This window comes from Laceyella tengchongensis, assembly GCF_900182735.1.
Lineage (GTDB): Bacteria > Bacillota > Bacilli > Thermoactinomycetales > Thermoactinomycetaceae > Laceyella > Laceyella tengchongensis.
Genome location: NZ_FXTU01000002.1, coordinates 388,326 through 402,066, shown reverse-complemented (window position 1 = coordinate 402,066; position 13,741 = coordinate 388,326). Strand labels below are relative to the sequence as shown.

At 46.8% G+C, this 13,741-nt stretch carries 13 protein-coding genes and 1 pseudogene; 13 read left to right on the top strand and 1 reads right to left on the bottom strand.

From position 1 onward, the window contains the following. The first annotated feature begins 337 nt into the window (after positions 1-337). From QQZ12_RS05555 to QQZ12_RS05540, 4 genes are all read left to right on the top strand, one after another. Positions 338-622, top strand: a complete 285-nt coding sequence (locus QQZ12_RS05555) for a hypothetical protein (protein WP_102992997.1) — start codon at positions 338-340, stop codon at positions 620-622. A gap of 201 nt (positions 623-823) precedes the next feature. Beyond that, a complete protein-coding gene (locus QQZ12_RS05550; RefSeq protein ID WP_102992996.1) occupies positions 824-1,138 on the top strand; it encodes a hypothetical protein in 315 nt (104 codons plus the stop codon). Further along, positions 1,135-1,452, top strand: coding sequence for a hypothetical protein (locus QQZ12_RS05545; RefSeq protein WP_102992995.1), 318 nt, complete (start codon positions 1,135-1,137; stop codon positions 1,450-1,452). Before QQZ12_RS05550 ends, QQZ12_RS05545 begins: the two co-directional genes overlap by 4 nt. Positions 1,453-1,882: 430 nt before the next feature. Next, positions 1,883-2,455, top strand: coding sequence for a hypothetical protein (locus tag QQZ12_RS05540; RefSeq protein WP_102992993.1), 573 nt, complete (start codon positions 1,883-1,885; stop codon positions 2,453-2,455). A 178-nt stretch (positions 2,456-2,633) separates the two neighbouring features. Here QQZ12_RS05540 and QQZ12_RS05535 read toward each other — a convergent pair whose 3' ends face one another. Next, entirely contained in the window at positions 2,634-2,942 is a 309-nt protein-coding gene (locus QQZ12_RS05535) for a hypothetical protein (protein WP_102992992.1), read from the bottom strand. Between the two features lie 435 nt (positions 2,943-3,377). On the opposite strand from QQZ12_RS05535, the gene QQZ12_RS05530 reads away from it, so the two are divergent. The 9 genes and pseudogenes from QQZ12_RS05530 (at position 3,378) to grpE (ending at position 13,722) form a co-directional block, all read left to right on the top strand. Beyond that, complete coding sequence (locus QQZ12_RS05530) at positions 3,378-5,153, top strand: recombinase family protein (protein WP_102992991.1); 1,776 nt, start codon at positions 3,378-3,380, stop codon at positions 5,151-5,153. Continuing rightward, positions 5,122-5,514: pseudogene (locus QQZ12_RS05525) on the top strand (GPR endopeptidase); the annotation flags it as partial. The gene QQZ12_RS05530 and the pseudogene QQZ12_RS05525, both read left to right, overlap by 32 nt. Before the next feature lie 181 nt (positions 5,515-5,695). Beyond that, on the top strand, positions 5,696-6,829 hold the full coding sequence (gene spoIIP, locus QQZ12_RS05520; RefSeq protein ID WP_102992989.1) for a stage II sporulation protein P: 1,134 nt from the start codon (positions 5,696-5,698) through the stop codon (positions 6,827-6,829). Between the two features lie 10 nt (positions 6,830-6,839). Next, entirely contained in the window at positions 6,840-7,181 is a 342-nt protein-coding gene (locus QQZ12_RS05515) for a DUF3679 domain-containing protein (RefSeq protein ID WP_102992988.1), read from the top strand. A 130-nt stretch (positions 7,182-7,311) separates the two neighbouring features. Further along, positions 7,312-9,129 carry a translation elongation factor 4 gene (gene lepA / locus QQZ12_RS05510; RefSeq protein ID WP_102992987.1) on the top strand — a complete coding sequence of 606 codons (1,818 nt, stop codon included), beginning with the start codon at positions 7,312-7,314 and terminating at the stop codon, positions 9,127-9,129. A 75-nt stretch (positions 9,130-9,204) separates the two neighbouring features. Then, a complete protein-coding gene (gene hemW, locus QQZ12_RS05505) occupies positions 9,205-10,356 on the top strand; it encodes a radical SAM family heme chaperone HemW (RefSeq protein WP_284724079.1) in 1,152 nt (383 codons plus the stop codon). A 93-nt stretch (positions 10,357-10,449) separates the two neighbouring features. Then, a complete protein-coding gene (gene hrcA, locus QQZ12_RS05500; RefSeq protein ID WP_102992985.1) occupies positions 10,450-11,481 on the top strand; it encodes a heat-inducible transcriptional repressor HrcA in 1,032 nt (343 codons plus the stop codon). 87 nt (positions 11,482-11,568) lie between these two features. Next, complete coding sequence (locus QQZ12_RS05495) at positions 11,569-13,107, top strand: TCP-1/cpn60 chaperonin family protein (RefSeq protein ID WP_284724078.1); 1,539 nt, start codon at positions 11,569-11,571, stop codon at positions 13,105-13,107. A gap of 15 nt (positions 13,108-13,122) precedes the next feature. After that, positions 13,123-13,722: a nucleotide exchange factor GrpE gene (grpE, locus tag QQZ12_RS05490; RefSeq protein ID WP_022736666.1), complete on the top strand. Its 600-nt coding sequence runs from the start codon at positions 13,123-13,125 to the stop codon at positions 13,720-13,722. Positions 13,723-13,741: the final 19 nt, after the last annotated feature.

Below are 13,741 nucleotides of genomic sequence, written 5' to 3'. Positions count from 1 at the left end.
ACAAAGGGGATTTAAGACGATGATCAATGAACTGAAAGAGAAGTTTAATGATAACTATCGAAAGGTAATTCTGTTTCTTTTTATTAATTATATTTTGATGTCATTTATTTTGGTGTGTATATATTTTAATAGTATCAAATATGCGTTGCTTTTATGTTTAATTAATGGGATAAATATTGTTTGGCTTGAACATAAGTGGAAGGTAAACGTTAAACTAAAAGGGACGATTTATAGAAGAATTGTAGATTACCCTTTATGTTTTATTTATATCATTATTTTCGTATTTAACTACAGAGTAATTACTATTTGGGGGAAACAACTAAGGGAGAAATAGAAATTGAGTAGAAAAGAAAAAATAGAAGAAAATGTAAGTGCAATAGGAAGTGCTCTAGTAGCAGGATTATTATTTATTTTAACGGATTATGTTCATGATGAACTAAAGTCGTTATTACAAGTAGGGTTTCTTTGGGTGGTTCCATGGGTATCGTTTCTGGTTAAATTTTTATTTGCACAGAATAAAAAGGATTATTTATCCCAGAACAAAAAGTTATTTTTAGGCTTTTTTATATTTGACTGTGTGCTTAGTGTTTTAGCGTATAAATATATGCCTATTTCATATTGATGCTCATGTTAAAAGGGATATGCTCTTTGAGCATATTCCTTTTCAGTTTAGGAGGGGAATGAAGAGTGGGATATTCCCTATAGGGTTTGGGGGTTAATATCAGTCGTAAATAAAAGGTGATCAAGCCTTAAGCCCGATTTGTTAGGTGTGAAGGAAGAATTTATCCAGCATGAAATGGTTGAAAGAGGAGAAGAGAATACCATGTTGGAAGTAGCACTTGCAATTGTGGTCATTATATTATTTTTTGTGGCCTTTGGTTTTATCTTATATCTAGCGGAATGGCGAAATGTAAAATCAGTAAAACTCTTGCTTTGGATTCCTGTTTATATCGGTTCCGTTATAAAAATATCGATCGATCTATCTACCAGTTTACTGAAACAGCAATATGTTGCTGCATATTTTAATTTGCTAATGTTATTGGTTGCGTTAATCATTAGTTTGTTTTTTATTCTTCGAGAATCGAATAAACTAGAGGAGACATTGGAGAAATGCTTTAAAAAAGGAGAGTCAGCATGAATACAGCAATGGTTATAGGTATGGTTGCAGCAAGTGTTTTCTTTATCTTATATCTATTTCTTTTTGTAATCGCTGAGAAACGCAAGAGCTCGTTTATGCGGCTTTGTTTAGAGATTCCGATTTTTACATCGATATTAGTCGATTTGTTTATGGACATGATGATAACTATCTCCGAACATCGTTATGCTATTGCTATGCTTTATTTATTTTTATTTGTGGGAGGAATTTTGTTAAGTTCCATAGTTATTATTTGCGAAATAGTAGGTGTATCTAGATTGAAAAAAATCATTCATTCGTTTACTAACACTAAATGAAAATGTGATAAAAGATATATAAATAGGATGCTATTTGATATATTTAATATATAAATTTTTTTGCGCAGGTGGTGCGATTGAAGTTAAAGCTAGTTACATTTGCTTTGTACATAGGAGCTTATATGTTGGTTATAAGCATAGTTAAACAATTCAATTTAAATGAAGATGAAATGCAGCTTTGTATTTTTTTAGCTCTGTTCTGGCTTTCCTGGATACTTATCCTTCCTAATAGGAAGGATTTTAAAAATAACGAATTTCTCGGCTTGCTGTTAAATTATGTTGTTATCACAGTTGTTTCAGTGTGTATATTTTTGTACCAATAATATACACGTAAGAATTAGGCATTAAGTTAGTCAAGGTGATTGATTAGAGCGTGTCTGCCCAATAAGTTGGCGGATAGAAGTGGCGGCCGATCAAGGGGATGAGACAAATGGGAGAAAGCCGTATACTTGAAGCTTTAAAGCGTTCGCTTTATAAAGGGATGATTGTTTCTGTTTATTCCGACCGGAATCAGCCGGGAAATTTCTCTGCTGGATTTATAGATGCGATCTCCGATGAGCAGTTTGTTATGAAACATGTAACTCCTGAGGGCACAAATGATGGTTATATCATGAGAAGAATCGAAGATGTCTTCAGAGTAGATGTTCATGGAGAGTATGAACAAAGGCTGAGACTACTGTACACGCTTCAAAAGCAGAGGCATGAGGATTTCTTAAACGGTGCCGTAACGGAACAATCTAATCTATTTGTAGAATCTCTCACCATTGCTCAAGCAAGAAATTTAATCGTAACCATTTGCATTGATGAAACTGAGAGCCAAGATGACATCACTGGATTTGTTAAAGAGATCAATACGGAAGAGGTTACGATTGCTCGCATTTCGTCAAATGGATCAAATGATGGAGAGTCCATTTTTTTAATTGAAGATATAACCAAAATGAATTGTGATACTACAGCGGAAAGATTGATTAAGCAATTGTACAATCATCAACATAAGTGCTGAAAATCAGTCAGGCTTAATGAACCCCTTACAAATCTTATAATGTGGATGTCATGTACAAAAGGGCACAATCAGATGGATTGTGCCCTTTGAAATAGAGTGGATATGGTGGATTATATTTTTGACAAAACATTTAGGGAATTAATCGGCTTTGGGAAGCCGTCTATTTCTCTTCAATGATCTATTTGTAAGGGTGATATTCGATTTTATATGTGTTTGCTAGTTCTTCGCTTAATTTTTTGGCTAATTTTTCCCCATCTGCATTTACCGATTCCGCAAAAGATGGTGTTATCCCATTGTAATGATGGGAGGCTAGATGGTTACCAAACGTGGTATTCCATTCATGTAATTCTGCTTTTAGCTCTTCTGATATGGGTAGTTCATCAAGATCTAAGTTTGCTTTACATGTGTTACACCAAATCGGATCAGCAGACACTTCCGCTTCAACAAGAATGTAAAAGGTTTCATCGCAGAAACATACATTTTTCATTTTAATTGCCTCCAGTGAGTAGATACTTAATTATCCATTAGATTTTACTAGAGCGTTGATGAATAGGCCAGTAGCTTCAAAATCGTTTTTCTTTTTGCTTCACATGTCTATCGGCCCTATGGAATGGCTACCGTCTATATAGGAAATAATGTTGATCAGAAGTGGAAAGGGCTGACATGACCATGACTGATTACAACATTAGAATAGTCCATGCAAAGAACAAGTTGTCATCTGCTGAGATTGAGCGCAGGGTGGATGATTTCCAAAAAATTTTTATCCAGGTCGCTTCCAGGTATTACAGCCAGAAGGCGAAAAATCAGCTGGGAAGGGGAGAGGATTAAATCTCTCCTTTTTTCTTTGTTTGCTTCCGTGTTCTCAATCGATGTATAATACCAGCAATAATATGACAGTAGGATAGAAAAGGAGATAGACAGAATGGGGGAAAAGCTACGAGTTGCTTTGTTCATGAGGGCGAGTACGAACAAGCAAACAAGCCAGGGGAAAAAGAAAGCAGCTTCCAGGACAGGGAAAATGTCCGCCAGACCCATTTCAGATGAGAATGATCTGCCCCTGCAAAAAGAGAAATGCATGGAATATATCGCGAATAAGCCGGATTGGATATTTACAGGGCTGGAGTATGTGGAGGCGGGCGTGTCCGGGTTCCACACGCATGTCAGCAAGAGAACGGGTTTGAATCGGGCGTTTGAGGATGCCAAAAAGGGCTTGTTTGACATTTTGTTGGTGTACAAGCTGGACCGAATCGGCAGACGATCTACCGAAAGTTTGAACCATGCCATCCGGTTTCTGCGGCATTGCCGCATATGGGTCGTGGACAAGGACAGGGAGTTTACCAATAACGGAGATGCGGATGAGATCTTAAACTTCATTGAGTTTTGGTCAGCCAAGAAAGCGTCCATGGACACCAAAGTGCGTGTCACTGACATGATGAAATTGATTCATAAGGAAGGGTTTTGGACTGGGGGCAACCCACCCTATGGATATATCAATCATCCTGAAATGTCCAATATGTTGCAGATTGAGCCCAAAGAGGCGGAAGTGGTGAAAGAAATATACCGGCTTTACACCTCTGAGGGGTATGGCATGTTAAAAATCGCAGGCATTTTAAACGAAAAAGGGTTAAAAACGAGAACCGGTAGAGAGTGGAAAGCAGAAGGGATTCGTAAAATTCTCCGCAACACCATTTACAAGGGGTATTTATCCTATGGAAAAACCAAAAAAGTAGAAGGAGAGTTTGGTTCCTATCAAAAGTACACCAAAGAAGGAGAGGAGCTTGTGTCCGAGCGGTACTGGGCTGAGTATGAGATTGTTCCTGCCGAGGTGTGGGAGAGAGCTCAGAAAATGAAAAAAGCCAGAGTAGATGTCGCGTCACATTTTGGTGGCAACACCCCCGTCAGAAAAGGAACGGGCAAAGGCCTGCTCGTGGGTGTGCTAACTTGTGAATGTGGGAGCAGCATGACTTATGGTAGCCGGAGGGATTGGCTTGACCATAAGAGAACCAAAAGAGGCGAATTGTATGGCATTTACAGGTGCCTGAAAAGGCTTAAAGCAGGGGTTCAGGCATGCGGAGCAAAGAAAGGTTCACACAGGGCGGAGAAGATCGAGTCTGCGGTGATTGAGAAAGTAAAAGAATATCTGAAGGAAATGGTAAACTCCAATGTGTTGGTGGAGATTCAAAAACAGACCTTAAACGCCTCCAAGGAGATTGAAGAGAAGCTAGCACAGGCGAAGCAAGACATGGAGCAATGGCAAAGGGCAAAAGAAAACGCCAATAACCATCTGTTGAAGATTTTGATGGGTGAGGAGTCCCCTTTTTCTGAAGCCCAGCTTAAGGAGTTGTATGAGAAAGCAGTAAAAGAGTTGGAAAACGCGCAAAGGCTGTATGAAGAGATGAAGGCGCTGAAAGATGCCAATGGGCTTTCAGAGATTGATGTGCTCAAGTTGCAAGATCTGTTGTTGGATTGGGGAGCGCTGTTTGACCAAGCCACCACGGAGGAAAAAAGACAAATGTTGGGAAGCATTGTGGATCATGTTACGGTCCGCGAGGAGACGATTGAGGTAGCGATTCACTTTGATGTGGTCAAGTTTTTTGAGGCGGTGAGTTGCGCGCGAGAAACGGTTGCGGCCTTTGATCATGCCGGCACAGATTCATACCGGCAAAATAATAACAGTAGGAGTTCCTACAGTAGTTGATGCAGTGACCATCGCCCATGACACGATCGATTATGTGTTGTCCCATCTGGGACGGGAAATGCACGGGGTGCGCGGCAATCCGCTGGATCCGCATAACCGGCCGAGTGTGCGGGACTTGCAAAATTACCAAGTGCCGCCGGAAACGCAGACGCGCATGATGGGGATGTTTGGGTCGCTCGATCCCGAAGAGAAGCGGCAACTGATCCACGAAGTGTTGTCGCCGCTCGGGCAAAATCTGATCGTCACCCCCAAAGAAGTGGATTCTTTCATTGGTAACATGGCCAAGCTGTTGGCTAACGGATTGAACTGCGCCTTGCACGGGGCGGTGACCATGGATAACGTGGCTTCGCATGTGGGTTGAGCGGGGCATTGTGGAAGATGGGTCATGAACGGCTGTTTTGCGCCGGCAGGGCCCTTTTTCTTTTGCCGAAGGATAAGGTGCTCTCTTTTCTATCAGCCTTTGAAATGAAGCGTGCTAGGTTCTACTTCGATTTCGTCTCTCATAAGTTGTGGAAGAGATGAATTGATAGAAGGTGGACCTGGTGAAAAAACGGTATCACAGCTTTATCACCGTCAACATGTCGCAACCTAGGACGAGACAGACGTTCGTCCTGCTCTGTTTTGCTGTCGCCTTCACTTTCGCTTTGGCGGGGGCGCTCGCCATGGGACAAGCCAAAAGCCGATTGGCTTCTGCAGAATTTAGCCGCATCACCTCCCATATCTCGTCCAAAACGCTGTTGATGGCGATGAGTGAAAATATCCCGTATCTGCAAGAAAAGATGCAGGAAGCCGGAATGGAAGAGATCGCGTCTCGAATGGCTCTGGAATTAGCCACTAGCATTGATCTGAGAGACCCGCGGACGTATTTAGGAAAGGAACTTCCCATGTATGACTTGTTTGACAGTGAAATCGATGTGGCGAGTAGCGATTTTGATTACACATCGATTCCGATTGAATCCCCGCCGCCTCCGGAATTGGAGCAAGAGATCATCAAAGCGATGGAAGACCCCGATGAAGATGTAAATGAACGTCCCACCGGTTCGATCAAAAATAAACAAGTGTTGATTTATAATACGCATTTTTGGGAGTCTTATCTGCCGGAGTTAGGAAAGAAAGACCCCCGCTTGGCTTCCGACGTACGCAAAAATATTACCACTATATCCAAGCATATGGCCAACCAACTGGAGAAGATGGGCGTAGGGGCGGTGACTGTCAAACGAAAATACACATGGAATTCCGGTTCGTATGTCCAATCGCGAAAAATGGTGAAGGCTGCCATGGCGCAACATGAGGATGTCACCTATTTGATTGACTTACATCGTGACGCCCAACGGCGACCCAAGACGACCAAAGTGGTTAATGGTAAAACTTATGCCCGGCTCGCTTTTGTGGTGGGCAGGGAAAGCAAGCATTATGAGGAGAATCTGCGGCTGGCGCGTGAGTTGTACAAACGGCTGAACGAGGTGGTTCCCGGAATTTGCAGCACAGTGATTATTAAAAAGCGCGAAAAAGGGAACAACGGAGAGTATAACCAATCGTTGTCACCCAACAGCCTGCTCGTTGAGGTTGGGGGGGTGGATAATACGTTTGAAGAAGCGAACCGTTCGGTAGAGGTGTTGGCCCGCGTCATCGCGGAACGAATCGGCAAGGCCAAACCTGTCTCGAACGGGCGGTGAGGTGAGTGAAGTGCGCGTCATACTGCAATGTTGTTGTCTCATCATCATGCTCATGGTTGGCATCGGCATCGGCATTAGCCATGCGGAAAAAAATATGCAGGCGATGCAAGGGACGGAGGGAGCGCCGCGTGCGATACAGATCACCCCGACAGCGCAGGGACGGATAGAAATCGCTGTCCTGGGGCAAACGGTAGAGACCGAACACCCCGCATCGGTGGCCAATCAGGAGAAAATGGTTGCGCAAGTGCGGCAGGGCACCAATCTCATGGCCGCCATGGGCAATGAAGTAGGCGCGGGGATTAGGCAATTCACACGCGAATTGGCTGCGTGGATGTTTCGTTGGGCTGATTGACAGCCTTATTTTTTTTGCCCGTTTATGGTTAACTGGTAGGTGAACAGGAAATGCATTGAAGAGCGGGGGGCAGATTGTTATAATTAAGCAATGCAGTCTTGCTATGCACGCAGGAGGGAAATGAACGGGAATGGATAAGAGAGAACGACAAGCAATCATCCGCAATTTTTCGATTATCGCTCATATCGACCATGGCAAGTCCACCTTGGCCGACCGGATCCTCGAGAAGACCGGAGCGCTTAGCGAGCGGGAAATGCAAGATCAGTTCTTGGACAAAATGGATTTGGAACGTGAACGCGGCATCACCATCAAATTGCAATCCGTGCGCCTGCCGTATAAGGCCAAAGATGGGAAAGAATACATTTTGAACCTGATTGACACACCGGGGCACGTGGATTTCACGTATGAAGTGTCCCGCAGTTTGCAGGCGTGCGAAGGGGCGCTCTTAGTGGTGGACGCATCCCAAGGCGTGGAAGCGCAAACGCTGGCCAACGTTTACCTGGCGTTGGAGAACGATCTGGAGATCATTCCCGTCATCAATAAAATCGACCTGCCCAGCGCAGACCCCGAACGGGTGAAGAAAGAAGTGGAAGACGTCATCGGTCTTGATGCCAGCGATGCAGTGCTCGCCTCGGCCAAAGCGGGGATCGGGATTGAGGAGATTTTGGAGCAGGTAGTGGAAAAGGTGCCTGCGCCAGAAGGCGATCCAGACGCTCCGCTCAGAGCCCTGATTTTTGACTCCGTTTACGATCCCTACAAAGGGGTTATCATCTACATGCGGGTGGTGGACGGTACGATCAAAAAAGGCATGCGCATGCGGATGATGGCCACGGAAAAGGAATACGACATCACCGAAGTGGGCGCGTTTGCTCCTCATCCGGTGATCATGAACGAGTTATCGGCGGGCGAGGTTGGCTTTGTGGTGGCTAACATCAAAAACGTTCGCGACACCCGCGTCGGCGATACGATTACAGATGCCAACAATCCTGCCGATGAGCCGTTGCCTGGATACCGGCGGATCAATCCGATGGTATTTTGCGGGCTGTATCCAGTGGAGTCCTCAGAATACGATGATCTGCGGGAGGCGTTAGAAAAGCTGGAGCTAAACGATGCTTCGCTCACCTATGAACCAGAGACGTCAACAGCGCTCGGCTTCGGTTTCCGTTGCGGATTTTTGGGGCTGTTGCACATGGAGATCATCCAGGAGCGGATCGAGCGGGAGTTTGGCATTCCGTTGATTACGACTGCGCCGAGCGTAGTGTACAAAGTATATCAAACGGATGGCAAGGTGCTAGAGATTGAGAATCCGACCCTGATGCCGGAAATGCAGAAGATCGAACGCGTCGAAGAGCCTTATGTGAAAGCATCGATCATGGTGCCTAACGATTATGTCGGCACGGTGATGGAGATTTGCCAGAACAAGCGTGGCAACTACCTCGACATGAATTATCTTGATACTAACCGGGTGACGCTAACCTATGAATTGCCGTTGGCTGAAATCGTCTACGACTTCTTCGATCAATTGAAATCAAGCACCAAGGGATATGCCTCCTTCGATTATGAATTGATCGGTTACAAGGCATCCAACTTGGTGAAGATGGATATTCTCTTAAACGGGGAAGTGGTGGATGCGCTGTCTTTCATCGTCCATCGCGATCGCGCATACCAACGCGGACGCGCGCTGACCGAGAAATTGCGCAAACTGATTCCACGCCAGATGTTCGAAGTGCCGATTCAAGCGGCGATTGGCAACAAAGTCATCGCCAGGGAGACGATCAGCGCGATGCGCAAAAACGTGTTGGCTAAATGTTACGGTGGGGACATCAGCCGAAAACGGAAACTGCTGGAGAAGCAGAAGGAAGGGAAAAAGCGCATGAAAGCGGTTGGAAGTGTGGAAGTCCCACAAGAAGCGTTCATGGCGGTTCTCAAGATCGACGACAGCAAGTGAGGTTAAGCCGCAGGCGGTAAATGAGTCCGCTTGCGGCTTTTTTGAGCAATCATTGCAATAAGGAGGAGAAACTTTATGGCTCCCCAAGCCGTCTATATACATGTCCCGTTTTGCACGCACAAGTGCCATTACTGCGATTTCACAGCCTATGCTGTGGGGGGACAACCTGTGGACGATTATGTGTCCGCACTGGATAAAGAGATGGCTCTGACAGTGGCCGACACCCCTCCGGGAATCATCCGGTCCATCTTCATCGGCGGAGGGACGCCAACGGTGTTGACGCCCAAACAGATGGAGCGCCTTTTGGCCAGTGTGCGGCGCCATTTTCCTAAATGGGACGAAAACATCGAATTCACCATTGAAGCCAATCCGGGAACAACCAGCCCTGAATTGCTTCGGGTGATGAGAGAAGGCGGGATCAACCGGATCAGCTTTGGTGCGCAAACGTTCCGTCCGGATTTGCTGGAACGGATCGGCCGGGTCCATGGGGTGGAAGAGATCAAACGCGGCGTGGAGTTGGCGCGACAGGCCGGCTTTGCTAATCTGTCGCTTGATTTGATGTTTGGTTTGCCAACGCAGACCGTCGATGACATGGAAACAACACTCAAAGAGGCGGTCGCATTGGCGCCGGAACACTTTTCTTGCTACAGCTTAAAAGTGGAAGAAGGAACATTATTTTATCACTTGCAGGAGCGCAAAGAGTTGCCGTTGCCATCGGAGGAAGCGGAGTTGGCCATGTACCAATTAACCCGCTCCTATTTGGCCGAACAAGGGTATGCGCAGTATGAAGTGAGCAACTTTGCCAAACCCGGCCGGGAAAGCCGCCACAATCGGACTTATTGGCTGAATGAAGAGTATTACGGCCTGGGAACAGGCGCGCACGGCTATGTGCGTAAACGGCGCCACGCCAATATCAAAGGTGTCAAAGAATATATTCAACGGTTGCAGGACAACCAACTTCCCATCCAAGAGAGTTATCAAGTGACTCACGAGGAAGAAATGGAGAATTTCATGATCTTGGGCTTGCGGTTGATGGAAGGAGTGAGCCGGGAGAAGTTTTCGTGCTTGTACGGGATGGAGTTGGAGCAGGCGTTTGGCCAGGTTCTGACACCGCTGATGAACAAAGGGTTGCTTGAACGGAGCGGAGATCGCTACCGTTTAACGGAAAAAGGATTGATTTTTGGCAATGAAGTGTTTGCCGACTTTATAGGTGGGATTGAATTATAAACGGATAGATTGACATCATTTCGCCCCTTTGGTAATTTAAAATTAGTATTTTAGCACTCGACCATAAGGAGTGCTAACAAAGGGGGGAGGCAGATGTTATCCGAGCGCCAAAAACGGATTCTCTGGGCTATTATCGATGACTACATTATCTCAGCAGAACCTGTCGGCTCACGTACCGTTTCCAAAAAGAAAGGGGTCAATGTGAGTGCGGCGACCATCCGCAATGAGATGGCCGATTTGGAAGAGATGGGTTTTTTGGAGCAACCACATACATCTGCCGGTCGCATACCTTCGCAGAAAGGGTATCGTTTCTATGTCGATCATCTGTTGAAACCTTATATGTGGTCGAAAGATGATCTGATGGCATTGCATGATTTTTATGCTTATAAAGTGGATCATGTGGAGCAAGCCATTAAGCACATGAATTCCATTCTCGCTTACTTGACCAATTGCATGACATTTATCCTGGGCCCCAACTTGTCAGAGAGTCGGCTTAAGCACCTGCACATCATTCCGCTGTACGACAGGCTGGCTGTGTCCATCTTGGTGACCGATACGGGCCATGTGTATCAACAACGGCTCTTGTTGCCAGAGGACATTCCGTGGTCGACGCTGGAGAAGTTGGTCAATCTACTGAATCACCGCTTAAGCGGTGCCTTGATCTCTCGTTTGGATCAGATCGTGGCGCAAGAGTTGACTGATGAGTTGCAACGGCATGTTGATCACTTTGAAAAGTTGTCCGACCTCACCAATCAACTATTGCACACGGAACAGGAAGACCGGGTTTACACGAGTGGGACGACGCGCATCTTGGAACAGCCAGAGTTTCGCGATGTGGATAAAATGAAGTCGATCTTGGATCTCGTGGAAGCCAACGATGGGCTGGTTCAACTGCTGAAGCATAAGACGGACGGGGTGCAAGTGCGAATTGGTTATGAGAATGATTTGAAAGCTGTGCAAGATTGTAGCGTTATCTCCGCTTCTTATATGATAAACGGCAAACCGGTTGGAACCATCGGGGTGCTCGGCCCGACTCGGATGGATTATGGGCGCGTCATTGGAATTCTTGATTTTTTGGCAAAAGATTTCTCCAGACAGTTGAGCACGCTCTATGAAAAAGAATAAACTAAGCATATTAGGATGCATCACGCGTATAAGGGGTTGCCAAAGTGATGCCCCCTGCGCCATATAGTGAAAGGAAGGCGAAATCCGGTGCCGGATAAAGTCCACTTACACCAAGACGAAGAAAAACCGTTCCTGTCAGCGCTTCAAGCTAATGCCCAAGCTGTAAAATCCGTCGCGCAAGCGGTTGCGCCTACGCTGGGCCCCAAAGGCCTTGACACGATGCTTGTCAACTCCAAAAATGAAGTGGTTGTGACCAATGACGGGGTGACCATCTTAGATCGGATGGCGATTAATCATCCAGCCGCCAAAATGATCGTCAATGTGGCCAAAGCACAACAGGCCGAAGTGGGTGACGGAACCACAACCGCCACCCTGCTTGCGTCCGCGCTTGTTGATGAAGGGCTGAAGCAGGTATTGCGGGGCGTCCCTGTGACTAAAGTGATTACCGGGATCCAGCGCGGAACCCGCTTCGCCCTGATTAAGATGCAGGAACGGGCCCGCATGATTTATGAGATGGATGACGAATGGTTGCAACGGATTGCGTTCACCGCTAGCCGCGAAAATGAGGACATCACTTTGGCCGTCATGGAAGCGGCGCATTTGATGGGACGCGAGAAGTTGTTGGAAAAAGGATTTAAGCTATCTAGTTGCGTGGTCGCCCATCCACGCATCGAAAGTAAGGTGTTCGCTGGGATCGTCGTCAGCAAACCGCGGATGAATTCCCAGATGCCGCGGATACGGCAAAACGCGCGGGTGTTGGTGCTGGCCGACGCCTTGGAGCCGGAGGCATTCTCCGACGATGTGCGGACGGATGAAGCGTTCAGCCGCAAGGAGCGCCTGCGAGAAGAATTTTATGTCATGCTGGAGCACTTGATTCATTTAAATGTAGGCCTTATCGTTACGGAAGGGGCCGTCGATCCCCATGCGGAAGAAGTTCTTGCAGACGCGGGAGTGATTGTGGCGGCCGAGGTGGCGAAAGAAGAGCTAAACAAAGTGTCTGAATATACTGGAGCGCGCCAAATTAAACGGAGCGGCCTGAAGAAAAGCCCGGAAGAGATTGAAGCCCTACTCGGTCTATGTGCCGAAGTGGTAGATGATGAAGCGCTGTCCAGAATCCGGATCAGCGGCGGACAAGGTATTCCGTTCGCCACGATATTGGTCGGGGCAGCGACAGATGAAGTGGTCGAAGAACGCGAACGGATTTGCAAAGATGCAGCTTCCGCGGTGCAAGCGGCCATTCATGGTGGATTTGTCCCGGGCGGCGGCGCCGTGGAATTGGCGATTGCCCGGGATGTTGAACATTTCCGTAACACAGTGCAGGGGATGGAACGGTTTGGCGTGTCGGCGGTATCCGAAGCGTTGCAACGCCCGATGAGCCAGGTCGTCGCCAACGCTGGGTTTAACCCCTTGGAAAAAATCGAGGCAGTCAAAGCGTTGCAATTAAAACGCCAGTCTGATTCCTTGGGAATCGATTGCGATCGGGGGATCGTTGCGGATATGATTGAGATGGGGGTAGTCGACCCTCTTCCGGTCAAAGCGCATGCGCTCAAAACGGCTGGTGAAGTGGCCGTCGCGATTTTGCGCATCCACACGATCGTGCAAATGAAAGAAGACCCTGTTTTCTAACATAGGAGGACCTGAATGATGAAGCATGAAAATGAAGAGCTTCAGCATCCAACTGGAAGCCAGGAACCTTCTAATGAAGGTCCATTCGAGGAGCAGGAAAGTATACATACCGGCGCCGAGGCATCCTCGCCCGAACAATCCCTAGAGCAAGAGCTGGAAGAGGCCAAGTTGCTGGCGGAGAAATGGAAGAGCCAAGCGGAACAACACCGCGAGCTTTATCTTCGCGCTCTTGCCGACTTGGAGAATTTCCGCCGCCGCGCCCGCAAGGATAAGGAAGACGCCGTGAAATATGCGGTGGTTCCTTTCCTAGAAAGTATCTTGCCTGTACTTGACAACTTTGAGCGCGCCTTGGATGCGGCCGATCAAAGTAAAGACGCGAAAATGTTGCAAGAAGGAATTGAGATGGTATATCGTCAATTCTTAAATGTTCTGTCCGAAGCAGGTTTGACGATGATCGAAACCGAAGGAAAGCCTTTCAACCCGCACGAACATAACGCGGTCATGCAAGTCGAGGCGGAGCATTTGGCGCCGGGTATGATTGTAGAGGAGCTGCAAGCGGGTTACCGTTATAAAGACCGTGTGATCCGCCCATCAATGGTTAAAGTGAGCCAATAAAAATACTACTTACGCAAAG

Bases quoted from the DNA above. Each gene is read 5' to 3' on its own strand.
- QQZ12_RS05550 (WP_102992996.1), top strand. From the start codon at position 824: ATGTTGGAAGTAGCACTTGCAATTGTGGTCATTATATTATTTTTTGTG.
- QQZ12_RS05545 (WP_102992995.1), top strand. From the start codon at position 1,135: ATGAATACAGCAATGGTTATAGGTATGGTTGCAGCAAGTGTTTTCTTT.
- QQZ12_RS05540 (WP_102992993.1), top strand. From the start codon at position 1,883: ATGGGAGAAAGCCGTATACTTGAAGCTTTAAAGCGTTCGCTTTATAAA.
- QQZ12_RS05535 (WP_102992992.1), bottom strand. From the start codon at position 2,942: ATGAAAAATGTATGTTTCTGCGATGAAACCTTTTACATTCTTGTTGAA.
- QQZ12_RS05530 (WP_102992991.1), top strand. From the start codon at position 3,378: ATGGGGGAAAAGCTACGAGTTGCTTTGTTCATGAGGGCGAGTACGAAC.
- lepA (WP_102992987.1), top strand. From the start codon at position 7,312: ATGGATAAGAGAGAACGACAAGCAATCATCCGCAATTTTTCGATTATC.
- hemW (WP_284724079.1), top strand. From the start codon at position 9,205: ATGGCTCCCCAAGCCGTCTATATACATGTCCCGTTTTGCACGCACAAG.
- hrcA (WP_102992985.1), top strand. From the start codon at position 10,450: ATGTTATCCGAGCGCCAAAAACGGATTCTCTGGGCTATTATCGATGAC.
- grpE (WP_022736666.1), top strand. From the start codon at position 13,123: ATGATGAAGCATGAAAATGAAGAGCTTCAGCATCCAACTGGAAGCCAG.